Raw genomic sequence first — 18,790 nt, forward strand, 5'->3', positions numbered from 1 at the left:
TTGGCCGGCGGGCAGCGAAAAAAAGAGAGCACTGCCAGTCCAGCTTCGTCGCTAGCCAATCTCTTGAGAGTCCGCTTTTGGCCTACAGCCGACGACGGCTTTGCGCGGCAGATTCAGCTGTCGCTCGGAGGGGCGTTGTTGCATTACAGGGACTGGTCTGCCCCCACTCCAGTAGACAATTCCCAGCCTCAAGCCCGGGCGCGCGCAAACGCCTCGGGGCTGATGCCACCCAGATGACTGTGACTGCGTGAGCGGTTGTAGAACACCTCGATGTAGTCAAACACATCGGCCCGGGCCATGTCCCGGGTCTTGTAGATCCGCTTGCGAATGCGTTCCTTCATCAGGCTGCTGAAGAACAACTCCATGACGGCATTGTCCCAGCAGTTGCCTCTGCGACTCATGCTGGGCACCAGACCCTGGGCTTGGCAGAAACGTTTGAATCCGCCTTGGCTGCCCTGATCGGAATGGACCAAGACCTCGACTGCTGGCCTGTGCCACCAAGCTGCAGCCAGCAACGCATCGAGCACGATGCTTACGGTTGAGGGTGGCCTTCATGGACCAGCCCACCACCTTGCGTGAGTACAGGTCCACCACGGCAGCCAGGTACAACCAACCTTGCTCAGTGCGAATGTAGATACCGTCTTGAAAGTCAAGTGCTTGCAATGTTTCACTGCTCGGGTGGCGCATAGTCCTTGCCAGACTTAAGTACACCGAAACACAGATGAACCAACTTTCGCATGCAGGCGCCGAGTGCTGACATCTTGGACTTTCCCTGCGCGCATAGCCGCTCGTACAGTGCCTTGATTTCCGGGTTTACTTTCTTGGCAACAACAGCTGCCATGTATAGCGAGGCACGCACGCGGGGATTCCCAGCCTTCGACAGGCGAGCGCGTCCTTTGACGCTTACACCCGATTCCACCTTGACCGGAACTAGGCCAAGAAAGGCTGCGGCCTCCTTGGCACTGACGAAGGTGTTTGCGCCAAGAACAGCGGCCATTCGATTGGCTGTCTTCTCGCCGACAGCGGGAATGGTCCGAAGGCGCGCCACGTTCTCGCTCAGAGTAGGGCTGGATTCAATGAGGCTGTCGATCAGCTTGCGCAGAGATTTGCGCTGACCTCGAAGGAACTCGATGCTCTGGTCAATTGAGAGCAGAACGCAAGCCGCTGAGCGGCGAACTGAGGCTTGCTCCCGCCGATTCTGCTCGCGCCGCAGATCTGCCTCAACGCAGTCAAGGCGCATTAGCATGGCATTGAACTGTGCCAAGTCTTGTCGTACCGGTCGCCACGGCCTGGGGGCAGCCAAGCGGCCATAGTGAGCCAACAAGACCGCATCAATGGCATCCGTCTTGCTGAGCATGCCCAGGCCTCGCGCTAGCGAACGAACCTGCGCAGGATTGACCACCGAGACAAGCAGGCCCGCGTCATACAGCCGCGTTGCGGCGATTTCGTGATAGGCGGCTGTTGCCTCCATGACAAAGCGCCGCAGTTGATCCACGGCAATAGAGCGAGCCCAGGTGATCAAGTCCAGAACGCCCTGAGCATCATTGACAAAGGTTCGCGGTCGCTTGACAGGCTGACCCTGCTCGTCAAGAACCGCACAGTCCAATTTGTCGCGGGACACATCGATACCGAAATTAAGCATGACAACACTCCTGGTTATTGCGCCATGCCCTCTGGGCCGATCTACCTTGTCAATGCAGGCTCACCGCGCCGAGCGGGGCCTCTGCTACCGTCCGATCTCTGAATGGCGCAAAGGTGAGGCGGGGCGCTACATCTACATTCCAGGCTCGGTGCCTTACGTGATGTCCGTGCTGACCCCGCCTCGTGTGACGATAGCGAATCGTCACACAGCAAGATACAAGGTTATGTCAGTGACCCAGGCCTTGTCTGGGGCGTCCACCGTGAACGGCCGCTGCAGATGGTTCGGAGCAATGATTGAAGGCCGGCCTGCAATGTACCGTGGCGCTTTGTAGCGGCTCTGCTGCGGCGCTTATCGACCAGGATGCCGATGCGTTGCTGTTCTCCGGCTCTTAGCGTGAAATTGACAAGCTGCAAGAGCTGCTGCCGCAAGTCGATGTGGCCACCGGTGAAGTGCCTGTGCGTGGCATCGTGTATGAGGTTGCCCGTGGTGACAAAACAGGCTCAGTCTTCGGATTCCTGGCAAACCTGCTGGGCGGCAAACTGAACATTAGTATCGGCACAGTGGCGGGCAGCCTGGACAACTTCATCCAGCTTAAAAACACGGCGCTCGATGCGGTGTTCTCTATGTTGGAAATGGATATCCGATACAAGGTGCTCTCCTTGCCTTCGCTACGAATCCAATCCGGTGCACGTGGCGTGTTCTCCGTTGGTCCGGAAGTGCCTGTCCTTGGCACGCTCTTCTATCGTGTCTACCGGGAGCTAGAACTGAACCTGCGTATCAAGCCCAGCAAACGATTGTTGCGGGAAAAGCCCGAGCCTCTGACGGTGCCCGAAAACTGCAATGCGGTCTGGTATGAGCATGCTTGAGGATGGCCGTAGCATCAGGTTGCTCAATGTCATCGATGACTTCAACCGCGAGGCGCTAGGCATGGAGGTGGACTTCTCACTGCCATCGTATCGTGTGATCCGGGTGCTGACGCAGATCATGGCCTGGAGTGGCAAACCTGAAGTGATTCGTTGTGAAAACGGGCCGGAATACATCAGTGCCACATTGCCTGCAGCCAGGGCATTCGTATTGAACACATCCAACCAGGCAAACCGCAACAAAACGCCTACGTGGAGCGCTTCAACAGAACGGTCCGCTATGAATGGCTGTCCCAGTATGATTGGAGCGACATTGACGAGGTGTGGGAGTTCGCTACGCAGTAGATGTGGAGCTGCAAGCATGAACGTCCAAACATGGCCTTGGGCGGTATCACCCCGAAACAGCTACTGGTCATGGCCGCATAGCTCTACTTCTCGGAGCGACGGAATTCGGGGGGTTACCGAACCCCATACTCCACCGTGCCGAGCCTACTGACTCAAAGTCACAGAATTGACCATGAAATTCACCCAACTGCCACTGCTCTCTGTATTTCTTATCGCCTCCACCCTTGCATGTGCGCAAGGCTCTCCAGTCATCGTGGTTCAGAAGTACGAACGAACGAGTTCATCGATCGTAGTGGAAGGGGTCGCCAACATCATTCCTCCGGGTACAAAAATGTGGGCAACAGTGATAAGCATCGACGGTAAGCCGCTGGACCGAGATCGCCACACAATGAAGACCGTAGAGAACATTTTTGTTGCTAACGATCGTTCGTTTAAAGCAACTATTAAGCGATATGGCAGTCTGGATGCATATTCTTTTCCAGACGGAAAGTATCGAATTGAGTTCTTCGCGATGTTCAATCAAATGTGGCAAACGAAAGAAGTCGCTCTCGCCGCGGGCATAAAACTCAATAACCAAGGTTATGAGGTATCCAGTGATACCTACTGCGCTTCCAAAATCGCCTGATCTTCCATATGACACTGTTTTGGGAGAAAGAAGCAGACAACTTAGAGCGATTCGCACGATCGACATCCGCCGCATGGCAGGCGAGGCATCAGAATACAAAACCAAAAGCATCCGAATCGACATTCTGGACATCAATCCGGCCAAAAAACCCGTTCGGTCGATACCGGCGACGGACATGCTTCATCGAGAGGTTTCCCGCAAGGTTGGTCGGCTCAAGCCCACAGAGGCCGTTTCTCTTGTCTGTGTAGGCCCATTCACGAACGGCTTCGGCTATCTCGCCAACGATCTTTATTTTTCAGGAGGAACTCCTAACCGTGAGTTCGTGACGGCGTTTGCCACAACCCTCTCTGATCTTTGCCGTCAGCAAGAGGACCGATTTAATAGTCGCAACAAGCACTGATGCCAAGTGCGAGTACTAAATAAAGTCCAATAAAAAAAATGCCACCAGGTGAGTAAGCCTGGTTCAAAAAACTCTGTATTGAAGGCGAGGGCTACCGCCTCAAACGGGTAGGCTAAACTTCATTAAAAAAAAGCGCCTTTTGAGGTGCTTTTTACTCCCGGTAATGCAACGTTGCCACTAGCTGAGTGACTGCTAAGGATCGAGGCTGTGTGAAAACGGATCAAGCACTGAGCTCGGCAAAAACTGACTTCTCAGATCGCTCTGTATGCGTTTTTCTTGCCCTAGGGAACGGTTAGAAGACCCCTGAATTTCTTAGTTGAACGAGTTTTTACACAGCCTCGGTCGAAGCAGCCGTTAAAGTTACGGTCTATATGGCCACCAAATTGTGGTTCACGGTCCATGTAATTTCAGCGGCCTGTCTACGGAGCACTGGAATGGGTGCTCAACTAAGACCGGAATCTGCATTAGCTGCCGGTCGTTTTCCGGTCCATAGCTGGGTGTCTGGTACTTGTCTAGTGCAGCAATCGTGGACCGACGACGGACCAGACGAGTTGTGGAGGCCTTGCGGTACAAGGTTTGATGGACGAGACAAAAGGATTGGCAGTCCTTTTTTGCCGAACTCATAATCCTTTGGTCGTCGGTTCAAGTCCGCCACGCCCTACCAGATAGCCATTTCTGGTATTTAAAAGCCTGCTAATTTTTGTGGCGAGCTTTTTTGTTTATATTCCTGGTTTCGGTCTGGTTTCGGTCTGGTTTCGGTCTGGTTTCGGTCTGGTTTCGGTCTGGTTTCGGTCTGGTTTCGGTCTGGTTTCGGTATTTTCAAGATGTGGCTGTACTTTCCTGGAAAATGACTGTTGGTGTAGTTTGAGAGATCGAGTCCTGTGACGAGGTGTGTTCGTCACGATGCTTCAACACTAGGCGCACTGCTTGCTTGCTACTTCGGGGGGATTATTTCGTCATTGACTCCATGTTTGAAAATCATGGAGCCTCTGTGATTCTGAACTGCCGCTAGGATTGTTCACTATTGCAGGATAGGCAAAACACCGGATGGCCTCAAATTCATGTGTTAACTTACCGGGAAGTCAGTGACTTGGAGAGTCACTGACCAACTTGGAACCCGTATGCAGGCAGGTTTCATTGTCGAGATGTGCTCCGCAACTTACCGTCTTATGAGTAACTGGCGGCTGCAATATGTCTCTCCCCAGCACAGGCTTCAGCGTAAAGCTCTCTGGGCTTTGCAGTGCGGCTTGCACTGGTACAGAAAGAGAAGATGAAGACAGGAAAAATCGCCGTCATGGGAGGCTTGGCCTTGATCCTCGCAGCGTGCGGCAATCCGAAGGATGCGACCAAGAGCAATTTCAGCAAGTCCATCCAGGCCTACCTAGATACGCAGCACGGGCTATGTGCTGCCCTCCCTGCGATGGAAGTGCCGTTCACCCTGGAGAATAAAGGTGGGTTCAATGCGGATGCCAAAAAGCGCGCAGACGCTCTGGTAGACGCAGGATTGCTGACAAAGCGGGATACCGAAATCAAGGCCATGTTTGGCAACAGGATGGAGCCCGCCACCGAGTACCAAGTTTCCGATTTTGGGAAAACACATCTCACTCCCAAGGCGGCTGATACCTTGGGGCGGCAAGACGCCTTCTGTTCTGGCAAGTATGTGATGGTTGACGTGGACAACTTCACCGAGCCAAGCGACATGATGGGTATGAAGGTGTCTCGGGTGAACTACCGCTACAAGGTCGATGGGATCGCCGATTGGGCGAAGTCTGAAGCACTGCGTACCAGTTACAAAAACATTGCGGAGCAGTCGAAAGGTGACATTAAAAGCAAGGCTGCGCTTATCCTTACCAATAACGGTTGGATACACGAACGCTTGTTCAAACAGTGATTGGGGCTTGATGCCCTGATCTATTCAGGATAGCCATAAGGTAGCGCTCAACGAGATAATGCCGTTCACTTAAGCGGGTGAACGGCATTTTGTGAGTTACTGATGCGAAGGGTGTTAATTTCCACGCAAAACTGACCCGCCGGGGCTAGTGTGTTACTTCTGGGTTGAAGTCAGCATCCTTGGCGGTTGAATTCGATTCCGGTCTGGGGCTACATATCCAGCACGAGCATGGGGGTGCGCGAGCGCGAGCAGCACGGCAGAAAGCTGTCGTTGCGCTTTTGTTCAACCGGGGAGAGAAACATGTCCCGATGGTCCGGCTCTCCCTCCAATACGCGGGTGAGGCAGGTTCCGCAGACCCCTTGCTCGCAGGAGGTCGAAAGTGCGACTCCTGCAGCGGCCAGCGCCTGCGTTACGGACTGGTCCTTCAGCACCGGAATCACGCGTCCGGTATGGGCAAGCTTGATGTCGAAGGCCGCATCGGTGTCGTGAGACACAGTGCTGGCGCTGAAGAATTCGTAGTGCAGGTTCTGCTCCGCCCAGCCCTGGCGGCGGGCCGTTTCCAGCACCGCGTCCATGAACCCTCTGGGTCCGCAGACATACAAGTGCCGGTCGGGGGTCGGATCGCCGATCAGTGCGGGCAGGCCGGCAGGATGCTCATCATCATGGTGGAAGCGGGTCTGGGGTGCAAAGGCAGATTGCGCAATGCTGTCTCGGAAGGCCGTGCGCTCGCGTGAGCGGGTGCAGTAGTGCAGCGTGAAGTCGGCCTGCTGCGACGACAGGTGGTGAGCCATGCAGACAATGGGCGTGATGCCGATGCCGCCAGCCAGCAGCAGGCTGTGGCCCGCGACAGGCGCCAGCGGGAACAGGTTGCGGGGCATGCCGATGGTGATCGCCTGACCTTCCTGCACTAGGTCGTGGACGGCCTGGGAGCCTCCGCGCGAGCTAGGATCCCTGAGGATGGCGATCATGTAGCGGTGCTGCTCGGCGGGATCGTTGAGCAGCGAGTACTGCCGTATGAGTCCGTTGGGCAGATGGACATCGATATGGGAGCCTGCGGAGAAAGAGGGTAGAAGTTCTCCGTCGGCATGGACCAGTTCAAGGCTGCAGATGTCCGGTGTTTCCTGGGTCTTGCGGGCAACCCTAACCCTCAGAGTGGCGGCAGTCATGAGGGTACTTTCAGATGCTGTAGGTCTCGTAGGTGGAGGGGTGGAAGAGTTCTTCCACAGCCATCAGGCGGGCCGAGAGGCCTTGGGCATGGTGGTGGCGGACGAAGGCCTCCAGGGTTCGGCGCGAAGCGGCCACGCCGTAGGGCCAGTAGTCGTCGCCCAGAGTGGATTTCGCGGCGCGTATCTGCTCTTCAACGAACGGCAGAGTGACCTTGGTCGCGGAGGTGTCCTCCAGCAAGTCGAGCGCTGCCTGCTTGGCTTGCGAAAATGCCTTGAATACGGCCGAGGGCAGCCATGGGTGCTGAGCGGCGAGTTCCTTGCGGATACCCACGATGTGCATGATCGGAAAAATGCCCGTGCGGCGGTAATAGTCCTTGGCCGCGGCTGTCGGATCGTCGTAGAGCCAGCCGATGTTGGGGTTGCGCAAGGCAGTGCTGGCTGGTGGGCGTGGACCGATGAATCCGTCGATGTCGCCACGGTCCAGCAGGGCGGAGATGGTTTCGCCCTCCGGAGCGTTTTCGATATGGATGTCGCTGGGCAGGGCCAGTTTGATTTTTTCCGGCCGTGCTGCCGTCTCAATTCCTCCGCGGACCCAATGCACATCACAGGGGCGAACACCATGATCTGCTTCCAGGATGGCGCGAGCCCAGACATTAGCCGTGAGTTGGTATTCCGGCAAGCCGATGCGCTTTCCCTTGAGATCCTCGGGCCGTTGGATGCGATCCTTGCGAACGTAGATTGACGTGTGGCGAAAGGCTCGTGAGACAAAGACTGGAATCCCGATATAGGGGCAGGAGTCTTGGGAATGCTTGACCAGATAGCTGGAGAAGGAAATTTCCGTGATGTCGAAATCCTGGCTCCGCATGGCGCGGAAAAACATTTCCTCTGGATTGAGAAGCATGAATACCGGGTCCACGCCATCGATTTGCACCCGCCCGTCGTAGAGGGGGCGCGTGCGGTCGTAGTCGCCCATGGCGACCGAGAGTCGGAGTTTGTTCATGGTGTTTCCTGTGTCAGATTAGGGGGCCGATTTGCTGGTGGATTTCGCCAGGGGTGTCCAGCGGGAGATTTCGGTCTGGACGTAGCGCGTGAATGTTGAGGCGTTCCAGTCCTGTGGCTCGATGCCTTCTGACGCATACAGCTTCTGCATTGCATCGGACTTGAGCCCCCGCCGCACTTCCTCATTGATCTTGGTTACCAGGGCCGGTGCCATGCCTGCAGGACCGGACAGGGCAAACCAGGTCGTCGCTGTCAGGGAGGGGTAGCCCAGCTCCGCGAATGTCGGCAGTGAAGGCATGTCGGGCAGGCGCGCCGGCGAGGTGATGGCAAGCGCGTTGAGCTTGCCGGCCTTGATATAGGCGCTTGCCGTGCGGTAGGTTACGAACACCGCTGGAATCTGGCCGCCCAGCAGATCCGTCACTGCTGGGTTGGCGCCCTTGTAGCCCACTCTGGTCTGTTTGTACTTCGCGTTGTGCGCGAAGACCGAACCGATCAGATCACCGTGTGTGCCCAGGCCGGGAGAGCCCCAACTCAGGCCGCCTTGCAGCCCGCGTGCATAGGCCACGAACTCGGCGAGCGTCTTTGCGGGAAGCGACGGATGCACTACCAGCACCGTGGGCGGTCCCCCCAGCATCGCTATGTGCGTGAAGTCGGCTACTGGATCAAAAGCCTTGATGTCCACGGGAGCGATGACGTGCGAGCCGACACCAGAGAGCACCAGGGTATAGCCGTCCGGTACGGCCTTGGCCACCTGCGCCGAACCGATGGTGCCGGCTCCGCCCGCGCGGTTATCGACGACGAAAGGCTGCTTGTAGACCGTTTGCAGATGCTGGGCGATTGCGCGGCCCAGTGCGTCCGCCGTTCCGCCCGGAACATAGGGCACGACGATGCGTACTGCCTTGTTGGGCCAGGTTGCCACCTCCGGGCTCTGTGCATTTGAATTTAGGGCCAGGGAGCCCAAAACGCCGGCGCAAAGCAAGGCTCGGCGGGTGATTCTTTCCATCATCAAAGTCTCCTTTTCTTGTGTTCAGCCGCTTGCTCCGGCTTGGGAAGGAATGTATCATCGTTCTTTCATAAGGAAAACAGTTCTTCTATATGGAACAAAAAGGAGATGTGCAATGTTGAAGCAAGAGCAGAATGAATTGGTGACTCGAACGAATGCGGGAACCCCGATGGGGGAGGTGTTCAGGCGCTATTGGCTGCCGGCGCTGCTGTCGCAGGAACTGCCCGCGCCGGACTGTCCTCCGGTGCGGGTCAAGCTGCTGGGCGAGTCACTGATCGCGATCCGTGACACGCAGGGGCGTCTGGGGGTGATGGATGAGTTCTGCGCCCATCGCGGCGTGTCACTTTGGTTCGGACGCAATGAGGACAACGGCATTCGCTGCCCTTATCACGGCTGGAAGTACGACGTCTCCGGCCGATGCGTGGAAGTTCCTTCGGAACCGGAAGGCAGCCGGTATTGCGAGCGCATCAAGCTCAAGTCCTATCCGCTGATCGAACGCGGTGGCGTGGTATGGATCTACATGGGACCGCCCGAGCTACAGCCTCCTGCACCCGAGTGGGAGTTCGCCACCGTGCCCGCCAATCAGAGCTTCATGTCCAAGCGTCTGCAGGAGTGCAACTGGCTGCAGGCCCTTGAAGGCGGCATTGATTCGAGCCACGTCTCCTTTCTGCACAGCGGCGGATTGCAGCACGACCCCTTGTTCAAGGGCGCCAAGGGCAATGAATACAACATGAACGACTTGCGCCCGCAGTTCGAGGTGGCGGAGGCTGACGGCGGCCTGTTCATCGGCGTGCGGCGCAAGGCCGAGCCCGGTTCGCTCTATTGGCGCATCACGCCGTGGATTCTTCCCTGCTTCACCATGGTGCCTCCGCGCGGCGACCACCCCGTACACGGTCACTTCTGGGTGCCTATCGACGATGAAAATTGCTGGGCCTGGAGCTTTGACTATCACCCCACCCGGCCGCTTACGGAGCAGGAGGTGGAGGCCATGCACAACGGCGCCGGGATTCACTGCAAGTACGTTCCCGGAACGTTTATTCCATTGGCAAACAAGTCCAACGATTACCTGATGGATCGCGAAAAGCAGAGAACCGGCGAGCTGTACAGTGGGGTTGAAAGCATCGCGATTCAGGACTCCTCGCTGCAGGAAAGCATGGGGCCTATCCAGGACCGCACGCGTGAAAACCTCACCGGCACGGATCGCGGCATTGTTCAGGCCCGGCGGCGCCTCATGGCGGCAGCCATGGCACTGGCCGAATCGGGAACACCGCCTCCGGGCACCGAGCCAAGCCAGCAGAAGGTGCGTTCCGTGGCAATTGTGTTGCCCGAAGGCGCAGTCTTCCACGAAGCCGCGCGCGATGCGCTGCGCGCAGAACCCGGCAAACCGCACGCTACCGTATGACTGATCGTTCCATCATCCGGGCAGCGGTCGCTGTCGAGCCTGGGCGCACCGAGATTCAGGAACTGAAGGTGCCGGAGCCCGGCGCCGACTCCGGGCTTTTGCGGGTCGCCATTACAGGTGTCTGCGGAAGCGATTGGGGTTACTACCAGAACCTGCCGCGCTCGCGCGGACCGCTGATCCTAGGGCATGAAACTGTTGGCTACGTGGAGCGGATCGGCTCCCTTGCCGCTCAGCAGTGGAAAGTCAAGGAAGGCGAACTAGTCGCACTGGAGGAGTACCTGCCGTGCGGGCACTGCGAGTACTGCCGCTCCGGCGAGTTCCGCCTGTGTCATGCGACCGATTGGAGGCTGGGCGGCATGCGCTATGGCGCGACGGCCTTGAGCAAGGAACCGGGGTTGTGGGGCGGCTTCGCACAGGCTCAGCACTTGCATCTCAACACCGTGTTTCATCGTGTTCCAACGGGGGTGACGCCCCGGCATGCGGCGCTGGCGTTGCCGTTGTCCAACGGCATCGAGTGGGCCTATCTCCAGGGGGGCGCAGGTCCAGGTCAGACGGTGGTGATCCAGGGACCGGGACAGCAAGGACTTGCCTGTGCTGTTGCTGCCCGGGAGGCTGGCGCACAGTGCGTGATCGTCACAGGGCTGTCGAACGAAACGGACCGGCAGCGCCTTGCCCTGGCCAGGGAACTTGGCGCGCACCATACGATTGACATCGAGCAGGAGGATCTGTTGGAGACCGTCGCAGACATCACGGGTGGCCACATGGCCGATCTCGTGATCGATTGCGCCTCAGGCGGGCCGGCTTCGGTTTCCAGTGCCATCCAGCTCGCCCGCAAGCGAGGCACGGTCATCCTCGCGGGCCAGAAAAGGCAGCCTGTTCCCGCGTTTGACAGTGACAGTATCATTGCCAACTTCCTCACTGTTAAAGGGATGCGCGGGCACTCTTATGAGTCGGTCGAACTGGCGCTGCAATTGATTGCAGGTAATCGCCATGGCGTCACGAAGATGTGTACGCACACCTTTTCCCTGGAGGAGACCGATCTTGCCCTTAGGTCTCTGGTGGGTGACGGAGTGGAAGGGGCGATCCATACAACCATTGATCCTGAACGTTGAGCACGAAAGACAACACTGACGAAAGCCGCAACCTGTCTTCGGTAGGCGCGGCACTGCGCCTGCTGAAGACATTCACGGCCGAAGAGCCCGAACTGGGCATCACCGAGCTTGCTAGGCGTCTTGGTGTCGCCAAAAGCACGGCCCATCGGCTCGCGGCGACCTTGGTTGCCGAGGGATTTCTTGAGCGCATTCCGACGGGCAGCGGTTACCGCCTGGGCCTGCTGCTTTTCGCGATGGGAACCTTGGTGCGGCGGCGCATGAATGTTGCGGAGGAGGCTGCACCGCTGCTGCATGCGCTGGGCGAGCAAAGCGGTGAAACCGTGCATCTCGCGGTGCTGCACGGCAGTGAAATCCTGTATCTGCGCAACATTGAAAGCCGGCATGCCATTCGTCCGCGTTCCTATCTGGGCGTGCGCAAACCGGCGTTCTGTACCAGCGAAGGCCGAGCCCTGCTTGCCTTCAGCCCACCCACGGTACAGGCCAAGATATTGCGTGGCCCCCTGGAGGCACGGACATCGAATACCGTGACCGACAAGGCAAAGCTGGCCCATTTGCTGGAAAAAGTGCATGGCGCCGGATGTGCCGTGGACGACGAGGAAAGCGAAGAGGGGATGAGGGGCGCTGCTGCACCGATCTTCGATGCATCCGGGGCCGTGGTGGCCGCGGTGGGCCTGGCTGTGCCGACTTCGCGCTTTCCGAAAGCCAAAACGAATCAATTCACGAGCATGGTGATCGAGACGGCGCACGCGATCTCGCAGCGGCTCGGCCACGAGTCCTGATCCCTGCTATGAAAAACTCCCCCATTCCCGTCTGGGTCGTCACAGGCTATCTGGGCAGCGGCAAGACCACATTGCTGAACCGATGGCTGCGCCACGCCGGGCTGGCGCATGCGGTGCTGATCATCAATGAAATTGGGGAAGTTGGGCTCGATGACCACATCCTGTCTCGCAGCGCCGATAGCGCCTCGACGCTTTTGGCCAACCAGTGCATCTGCTGCAACGGCCTGCCCGGCCTGGAGGGGACGCTGACCGAGCTTTGGTGGGCACGGCTGCGGCGCGAGCGGCCCCACTTCGATACTGTAGTGATCGAGACGACGGGCTTGGCCGCGCCGGGGCCGATCAGCCAACTCTTCGAACTGGTGCCGCTTTTGCGGGAGCGCTATGTGCTGCATGCCGTTGTGACGACCGTGAGTGCCACGGCCGGGTGCGAGGGCATCGAAGCCCAGACGCAAGCCCGTGAACAACTTCAAGCGGCGGATACGGTGGTGTTCACCAAAGTGGATCGTGCCGAACCCGCTGCCATCGCGTCGCTGTCCACTTTGATCCAAGCATATGCGCCTCAGGCCCGAGTTTTGCAGTCGGCGATGGCTTCTCTCGACTGGAATGACATGGCCGCCGCCACTCCGGGTCGGTCGCTCGGCAACCGCTTATCCGCGGCCGTGCCTCGTGGAGCTGGATTCGCAGCGGTCCGTCTCGGCGGACGTTCGGGCTATGCGCCGATAGGCGAGTCTGTGCATGGCGTCCAAAGCCGCTTCATTCCCTTGCCGCAGCCCATGGCGCTTGATGCATGGAAGGCCTGGCTTGGTTCACGGTTGGGGGCGCACCTGCTGCGTCTCAAGGGGGTAGTGTTATTGGACGAGGGCTTACCGCTGCTGGTCCAGTGGTCACAGGGCGATGAGTATCCGCTCTTGCAACCCTTCGAAGGTTCTTGCCCATCGCCTGGGCTCACGGAAATACACTCGCAGTGAGCGAATCGGCCATTGGGTGGGTGTTTGGATTTGGCAGAGGCTATGCATAGATGGCTGCTTGCGCAGACGACCCCTCCCACCCCACCTAATAGCGTCGATATAAAACTGAGCAGCATGCAATCTTTGGACTCTGCATGACTACCGATCTGAAGGCAAGCCAACGCACTTGGGTGGAGCAGGCGCCTCGACGAAGTCATTGTCTTTGTTGGAGGTGCTTTTATGCAAGCGACCTTTATCGGAGTAGATGTCTCCAAAGCGGAACTTGTCATCAGCATTGGCGATCACGCGCTGGTTGACCTCGTTGTGTCCCGCGACAAATTGGACTGTGCGGTTCTTGACGAGCAGGGTCAGCGTGTCAAGCGACCGCGAACCTTTGTCAATGATGGTCAGGGCGTTCTGGACTTGATCACCTGGGCTCGCTCTATCGCCGTGGATCGCCGCAACGCGGCTGTATGACGCTGGCCTACTTGTCTCGGTGGTCAATCCTGCGCAGGTTCGTTCGCTAGCGCGAGGCCTGGGCATGCTCCGCAAGACGGATGCCATTGATGCGGTCTTGTTGGCTCATTATGGTCGCTTGGCTGCCCCCAGGCCGTGGCGGCACGTAGAAGCGGTCCTTCGAGCCAGTACTTAGCAAACCGCGCAATCGAGTGGCGGGTCCCGAGGGTGAAGCGGCCGTTCAGGACAGACTGCGCTCAACGACTGGTGTTGGCCCTTGTTGTGGCTCAGGCACTGGGCCATGAATGACTCAGATCAGACTGAAGTTGTAGTTCGGAGGTGCACTATGGGAGTCTGCTCATGGCCGAACTCGGTCGGTCACGAACAGCAGCCTTGTCAGTCGCAACCGGCACAGGTGGTCAACTCAGCCGGAATCCGCACATTCGTGCGCACGTCTCAGGATGTCTGTTTCTTGGCCCATCCGAGAACTCAAACTACCACTCATGAGCGCCCCTTCACGCCGACGTAACTTTGTGACACATCAAGTCTGGAAGCAGTAAGACGATGAAGCAGAACCTATTTGCAGATCTACCCCAATTCGGCCCTCAATTAGCGTCGACTCATTACTAGGTGTTCCGAGACAGCACTTATGTCAGTTGGAGGTCGTTAAGCAGACCAAGCCTATGCAGGTTCACGACCTCACGCTCCCGCTTGTGCGCGAGAGCCGCAAAGTGGATGAGGTGTAGCGAGTGAGGAACAGCAATAGATCTGAATATTGGCGATTGAGCGGTAGCAGATCGCATAAAACTTGATATACATCAAGAGCTTGCATCCATCGGTCAGAATTTCGAAAGTTACATCTAATAACATTGTTTTTCTTCAAAGAAAATAAGAAAAATCCTTGACAGAAACCTTCCAAACTTTCAAACGCCGTAAAGACTTTCTCTGCCTCACCGTTCAGGATGAGCATGCCATGCGGAGTCTGCACGACGCCCTTGGCACCCAGGCACACGGCTTCGTGGAAGGCTTCTACCGTCACCTGCTTTCCTTTCCTGAGATGCGTGCATTGCTGCCGGACGACGAGGCACTGCACAGGCTCAAGACGCTACAAATGCGTTACTTTCTCAGGCTCACAAAAGGCACCTATGACGAGGCCTATGGAGATGAGCGCCAACATGTGGGTTTGGCTCATGCGCGTATTGGACTGTCGCCCGGCTGGTATCTGGGCGCCTACAGTCACTACCTCACCGAACTCCTGCCGCGAATCACCAGGCTGCCCGGACTGACGCCAGAGCAGCGCAATGATGCAATCCAGGCATTGATCAAAGTGGTCTTGCTGGATATCGGGCTGGCTATCGATAGCTATATTGCACATCGCGATACGCTTATCGCCGAACTTCGAGATTACGGCGCAGCTTTCGCGCACCTGCCCCATGGCACGCTTGTGGTCACGGATGAGCTGAATGTGGTGTTTGCCAACCAGGCTTTCGCACAACTCGCAGGCCAAACACCCATGGCGCTAGCGAAAGGAGACCCGCTACCGGCCTTTATGGATGTAGGCAGCTTACCTGCACTGGTGAAGCAAGCGCTACAGCATCAACATGCCAGGGGAAGGTCGCAACTACATTTCCACGCTCAAGCATTGGCGATCCCGGTTTCCATCACCGTCCACTCCCTGCAACAGCCCGATAGCCAAGGTCAGTCACGGCTGTTGATCACTGTCGAAGATCTGCGCAAACAGGAACAACTCACTCGTGATTTACTCAATGCCCAGGAGGTAGCCAACATCGGTACCTGGCTCTCATATTTTGACGGCAAGCCTTCCCTCACGCCAAAAGCTGCACGTATCCTTGGATGGGCAGCGGATCAGCCCTTCGAATATGCAGACTTACTTGGCTGTGTACATGCAGAAGACCGCGCCTTCGCAGATGCCCAATGGAAAAAAGGGCTTGCCACTGGCCATTACGCGTTCGAAATGCGCATCCAGGATGGAACCAGCGTCCGCTGGGTAGATGCACTGGGCACGATCGAGCGTGACGCAACTGGCAAACCGATCCGGGGCTATGGCACGCTACTCGACATCACGGAACGCAAACGGACCGAACGGCGCATGGAGAAGCTGGCGTTTTTTGATGCGCTCACTGGGTTACCTAATCGCTTTCACGGCATAGATTTGGCTCAGCGCCTGCTCGACATAGCAGGCCAACGAGGCCAGCAAGCTACTGTGCTGTTCGTTGATCTCGATCGCTTCAAGGAGATCAACGACTCGCAAGGCCATGTGGTGGGGGACGACTTGCTTGCTGAAGTGGCAAGGCGGTGCGAACGCATGCTCGGGGGAGACGGGGTGGTGGCTCGCCTGGGAGGCGATGAATTTATGTTCGTGCGTGCACTCACCGAAGGCAACGATACTATGGCCTTGGCCCACGAGGTTTGCGCAACATTGTCAAGTCCCTTGAGGGTAGACGATCTTTGTTTCGAAGTGAGGGCAAGCGTCGGAGTAGCTCTTTATCCCTCGCACGGTCACAGCGTAGACGAGTTGCTACAGCGCGCGGATATTGCGATGTACCAAGCCAAGACGCAAGGCGGTGGTAATTGCCAACTCTACGATGCACAAATGGGCCACCGGCTTCAGCGGCGCATAGCACTTGGAGCAAAGCTGGAAGAGGCTCTCGCTCAGTCACGTTTGGAATTGCACTTCCAGCCCAAGATAGCCTTAGATTCGAATACGTTATACGGCGTGGAAGCGCTTGCACGTTGGCACGACGAAGAATGGGGCTGGGTGAGCCCCGCCGAGTTTATCTCCGTCGCAGAGGAACGCGGCCTTATCATTGCGCTCGGCGACTGGAGTCTGGACGCCGCAGCTCGTCAGTGGCGGGCCTGGAGTTCTGCCGGCATAGCTCAGCCGCCTGTGATTGCCGTCAACGTATCGGCTACGCAGATGATGAGTGACTCCTTCTCCGAGCGTGCCTTGGCAATCGTACGCACGCACGCCGTAAGCCCTCGATGCATCGAATTGGAGATCACCGAGTCGGCGCTGATGCATGACCCTGCCAAGGCTAAGCGCGTTGCTTCCCAGTTAGTGAAACAGGGCTTCACGCTATCTATCGACGACTTTGGCACTGGCTACTCTTCGCTGGCGCGGCTACAGAGCTTTCCCGTTTCTCGGCTCAAGATCGACATGTCTTTCGTACGCGGCATGTTCAGCGAGCCTGGCAGTCTCGCCATCGTGACAGCAGTCATTGGCCTGGCCCATGCGCTGCAACTGCGGACGGTGGCCGAAGGCGTGGAAACACAAAGCCAACTCGACAAACTTCGCGACCTGCACTGCGACGAAGTACAAGGCTACTTTTTCTCGAAAGCTGTTCCCGCAGCCGAGTTGACACGCGACTGGCTGTCCCTCTGACCCTCCTCAAAAACACCATAAAAAAGAATATTCTATGCGGATCAATTTGCCAGTCACTACCAATGAGTTCACGTTTCCGGAGCGAGACACTCTGGTCTCGGTCACGGATACCAAGGGCCGTATCACTTATTGCAACCCCGCATTCGTTCACGTGAGCGGCTTCGCACACGAGGAGTTGCTGGGCCAGCCCCACAACCTGATCCGCCACCCTGAAATGCCCGCCGAGGCTTTCCGCGATTTGTGGCAAACCATATCGGCAGGCCTTCCTTGGACCGGCATCGTGAAAAATCGCCGCAAGAATGGAGATTTTTACTGGGTACAGGCCAACATCACACCCTTGCGTGACGGCGAGCAGATCACGGGCTTCCTGTCGGTGCGCACGTTCCCTGTGCGCGAACATGTGCTTGTCGCAGAAAGGCTCTATGCCACCATGCGTGCCGAGGCGGAAGCTGGATGTGCCGTCCATACGCTACACCATGGAGCCGTACTGCGCCAAAATCTGAGTGGACGCTTGACGCGGCTACTGGCTCCTTCTACGTTTGTGCGCCTGCTGCTGGTACTGACGCTAGCTGTAATGCTTCCGCTACTGCTCACGTGGCTGAATGTCCCCTGGCTAGTCACGGGCAGTGCGGCCTTGTTGGCCGTGGCTGTGTCGTCTTTTCTGACTCACTCGCTGGCTATCGCGCCGCTGCAAGAACTTGTGCACGATGCCAATCAGCTGGCATCTGGAGACCTGTCGCACGCAATGCGTACAGGTGCCAGCGGCAGTGTCGGAAATCTTCAGCGCGCACTGTTTCAACTGAGTGTGAACTTGCGCACTGTGGTGAGCGACGTGCGCCAGGAGGTAGGGCACCTGGAGATTGCCGTGCAGGAAATCGCCAGCGGCAACCACAACCTGTCGTCCCGCACCGAAACTCAAGCCAGCAGCCTGGAGCAGACTGCCGCATCCATGGAGCAGATTAATGGCACAGTGCATAACAGCGCCCTAGCCGCCAGCCGTGGCGCCTGTTTTGCAGAAGAAGCTTCGAGCATCACACAACGCAGCAACGATGCCGTGCAGGCCGTGGGCCAGACCATGCTGGGCATCGCTGAATCGTCACGACACATTGAAGACATCGTGCACCTCATCGAGGGCGTGGCCTTCCAGACGAATATTCTTGCGCTGAACGCAGCCGTAGAAGCTGCGCGTGCGGGAGGGGCTGGGCGGGGCTTTGCTGTGGTGGCGTCGGAGGTGCGCACGCTATCTGCACGCACCGCCCAGGCAGCGCGCGATATTAAGCAGCTCATCGGCGACTCGGCCGAGCGCGTGGCATCGGGCGCCACCGCTACAGGCGAAGCGCGCGAGCGCATGGCCGAAGCATTGTCAGCGGTGCAACGCGTAAGTGCTGTGCTGGGTGAAATTAGTACCGCAGCCATAGAGCAGCAAACCGGTATCTCACAGGTCAACGCTGCTGTGGCGCACATGGACTCGATCACCCAACAAAACGCTGCGATGGTGGAGGAACTGGCCGCAGCCGCGCAATCGCTGCGAGGTCAAGTAAACAGTGTGAGCAACTCAATGCGCCTATTCCGTCTCGAGCGCGGCGAAGCGCCTTTGTCGCAAGCCAATGCAGTGGAACTGCGGCGAATAAATCGGCTGCGGTAAATGAAAGAATAGGTAGTGTTTGTCTATCTGCCTAGAGACCTTCCAACCAGCCCATGCGTTCGAAAAACAGATGGTATTGGGGGATGCGGACAAAAACTTGGACTACTGAGAG

At 57.6% G+C, this 18,790-nt stretch carries 15 protein-coding genes and 3 pseudogenes; 12 read left to right on the forward strand and 6 right to left on the reverse strand.

Annotated features, from left to right (window positions below; all coding sequences use genetic code 11):
• Positions 1 to 188: 188 nt before the first annotated feature.
• From V8Z78_RS21725 to V8Z78_RS27200, 3 genes and pseudogenes are all read right to left on the reverse strand, one after another.
• A pseudogene (locus V8Z78_RS21725) lies at positions 189 to 642 on the reverse strand (IS3 family transposase); the annotation flags it as partial.
• A 25-nt stretch (positions 643 to 667) separates the two neighbouring features.
• Complete coding sequence (locus V8Z78_RS21730; RefSeq protein ID WP_003054435.1) at positions 668 to 1,642, reverse strand: IS110 family RNA-guided transposase; 975 nt, start codon at positions 1,640 to 1,642, stop codon at positions 668 to 670.
• A gap of 204 nt (positions 1,643 to 1,846) precedes the next feature.
• Positions 1,847 to 1,972 (reverse strand): annotated as a pseudogene (locus V8Z78_RS27200) (IS3 family transposase); the annotation flags it as partial.
• A gap of 410 nt (positions 1,973 to 2,382) precedes the next feature.
• On the opposite strand from V8Z78_RS27200, the pseudogene V8Z78_RS21735 reads away from it, so the two are divergent.
• From V8Z78_RS21735 to V8Z78_RS21750, 4 genes and pseudogenes are all read left to right on the forward strand, one after another.
• Positions 2,383 to 2,931: pseudogene (locus V8Z78_RS21735) on the forward strand (transposase); the annotation flags it as partial.
• Positions 2,932 to 3,022: 91 nt separating this feature from the next.
• The gene (locus tag V8Z78_RS21740; RefSeq protein WP_349732105.1) at positions 3,023 to 3,475 is read left to right on the forward strand and encodes a hypothetical protein; all 453 of its coding nucleotides are present in this window, start codon (positions 3,023 to 3,025) and stop codon (positions 3,473 to 3,475) included.
• Between the two features lie 19 nt (positions 3,476 to 3,494).
• Positions 3,495 to 3,875 carry a hypothetical protein gene (locus tag V8Z78_RS21745; RefSeq protein ID WP_349732106.1) on the forward strand — a complete coding sequence of 127 codons (381 nt, stop codon included), beginning with the start codon at positions 3,495 to 3,497 and terminating at the stop codon, positions 3,873 to 3,875.
• A 1,270-nt stretch (positions 3,876 to 5,145) separates the two neighbouring features.
• Positions 5,146 to 5,766 (forward strand): SEN1982 family lipoprotein, encoded by a 621-nt coding sequence (locus V8Z78_RS21750; RefSeq protein ID WP_034400986.1) that lies wholly within the window; start codon positions 5,146 to 5,148, stop codon positions 5,764 to 5,766.
• A gap of 209 nt (positions 5,767 to 5,975) precedes the next feature.
• On the opposite strand, the gene V8Z78_RS21755 is transcribed toward V8Z78_RS21750, so the two are convergent.
• From V8Z78_RS21755 to V8Z78_RS21765, 3 genes are read right to left on the reverse strand one after another with little or no spacing between them, the layout of a single operon-like run.
• On the reverse strand, positions 5,976 to 6,932 hold the full coding sequence (locus V8Z78_RS21755; protein ID WP_003054445.1) for a PDR/VanB family oxidoreductase: 957 nt from the start codon (positions 6,930 to 6,932) through the stop codon (positions 5,976 to 5,978).
• Between the two features lie 10 nt (positions 6,933 to 6,942).
• Positions 6,943 to 7,932: an ABC transporter substrate-binding protein gene (locus V8Z78_RS21760; RefSeq protein ID WP_003054448.1), complete on the reverse strand. Its 990-nt coding sequence runs from the start codon at positions 7,930 to 7,932 to the stop codon at positions 6,943 to 6,945.
• Between the two features lie 18 nt (positions 7,933 to 7,950).
• Positions 7,951 to 8,850: a tripartite tricarboxylate transporter substrate binding protein gene (locus tag V8Z78_RS21765; RefSeq protein WP_349732107.1), complete on the reverse strand. Its 900-nt coding sequence runs from the start codon at positions 8,848 to 8,850 to the stop codon at positions 7,951 to 7,953.
• Between the two features lie 199 nt (positions 8,851 to 9,049).
• Here V8Z78_RS21765 and V8Z78_RS21770 point away from each other — a divergent pair, with 199 nt between their 5' ends.
• From V8Z78_RS21770 to V8Z78_RS21805, 8 genes are all read left to right on the forward strand, one after another.
• Positions 9,050 to 10,336, forward strand: a complete 1,287-nt coding sequence (locus tag V8Z78_RS21770) for an aromatic ring-hydroxylating dioxygenase subunit alpha (RefSeq protein WP_003054454.1) — start codon at positions 9,050 to 9,052, stop codon at positions 10,334 to 10,336.
• The gene (locus tag V8Z78_RS21775; protein WP_003054457.1) at positions 10,333 to 11,448 is read left to right on the forward strand and encodes a zinc-dependent alcohol dehydrogenase; all 1,116 of its coding nucleotides are present in this window, start codon (positions 10,333 to 10,335) and stop codon (positions 11,446 to 11,448) included. The genes V8Z78_RS21770 and V8Z78_RS21775 overlap by 4 nt, the downstream gene beginning before the upstream one ends.
• Entirely contained in the window at positions 11,445 to 12,227 is a 783-nt protein-coding gene (locus V8Z78_RS21780; protein WP_003054461.1) for an IclR family transcriptional regulator, read from the forward strand. Before V8Z78_RS21775 ends, V8Z78_RS21780 begins: the two co-directional genes overlap by 4 nt.
• Before the next feature lie 8 nt (positions 12,228 to 12,235).
• Positions 12,236 to 13,195: a CobW family GTP-binding protein gene (locus V8Z78_RS21785; RefSeq protein ID WP_003054463.1), complete on the forward strand. Its 960-nt coding sequence runs from the start codon at positions 12,236 to 12,238 to the stop codon at positions 13,193 to 13,195.
• A gap of 219 nt (positions 13,196 to 13,414) precedes the next feature.
• A complete protein-coding gene (locus tag V8Z78_RS21790; RefSeq protein ID WP_003054465.1) occupies positions 13,415 to 13,651 on the forward strand; it encodes a hypothetical protein in 237 nt (78 codons plus the stop codon).
• Between the two features lie 19 nt (positions 13,652 to 13,670).
• Entirely contained in the window at positions 13,671 to 13,826 is a 156-nt protein-coding gene (locus V8Z78_RS27205; protein WP_172671687.1) for a hypothetical protein, read from the forward strand.
• Positions 13,827 to 14,531: 705 nt separating this feature from the next.
• Positions 14,532 to 17,033, forward strand: coding sequence for an EAL domain-containing protein (locus V8Z78_RS21800; RefSeq protein WP_080990270.1), 2,502 nt, complete (start codon positions 14,532 to 14,534; stop codon positions 17,031 to 17,033).
• Between the two features lie 34 nt (positions 17,034 to 17,067).
• The gene (locus tag V8Z78_RS21805) at positions 17,068 to 18,678 is read left to right on the forward strand and encodes a methyl-accepting chemotaxis protein (RefSeq protein ID WP_182283019.1); all 1,611 of its coding nucleotides are present in this window, start codon (positions 17,068 to 17,070) and stop codon (positions 18,676 to 18,678) included.
• Positions 18,679 to 18,790: the final 112 nt, after the last annotated feature.

The organism is Comamonas sp. wu1-DMT, assembly GCF_040187805.1.
GTDB lineage: Bacteria > Pseudomonadota > Gammaproteobacteria > Burkholderiales > Burkholderiaceae_C > Comamonas > Comamonas thiooxydans.

Coding starts and splice junctions, on each gene's coding strand:
- V8Z78_RS21730 (WP_003054435.1), bottom strand. CDS start 1,642: ATGCTTAATTTCGGTATCGATGTGTCCCGCGACAAATTGGACTGTGCG.
- V8Z78_RS21740 (WP_349732105.1), top strand. CDS start 3,023: ATGAAATTCACCCAACTGCCACTGCTCTCTGTATTTCTTATCGCCTCC.
- V8Z78_RS21750 (WP_034400986.1), top strand. CDS start 5,146: ATGAAGACAGGAAAAATCGCCGTCATGGGAGGCTTGGCCTTGATCCTC.
- V8Z78_RS21755 (WP_003054445.1), bottom strand. CDS start 6,932: ATGACTGCCGCCACTCTGAGGGTTAGGGTTGCCCGCAAGACCCAGGAA.
- V8Z78_RS21760 (WP_003054448.1), bottom strand. CDS start 7,932: ATGAACAAACTCCGACTCTCGGTCGCCATGGGCGACTACGACCGCACG.
- V8Z78_RS21770 (WP_003054454.1), top strand. CDS start 9,050: ATGTTGAAGCAAGAGCAGAATGAATTGGTGACTCGAACGAATGCGGGA.
- V8Z78_RS21775 (WP_003054457.1), top strand. CDS start 10,333: ATGACTGATCGTTCCATCATCCGGGCAGCGGTCGCTGTCGAGCCTGGG.
- V8Z78_RS21785 (WP_003054463.1), top strand. CDS start 12,236: ATGAAAAACTCCCCCATTCCCGTCTGGGTCGTCACAGGCTATCTGGGC.
- V8Z78_RS21790 (WP_003054465.1), top strand. CDS start 13,415: ATGCAAGCGACCTTTATCGGAGTAGATGTCTCCAAAGCGGAACTTGTC.
- V8Z78_RS21805 (WP_182283019.1), top strand. CDS start 17,068: ATGCGGATCAATTTGCCAGTCACTACCAATGAGTTCACGTTTCCGGAG.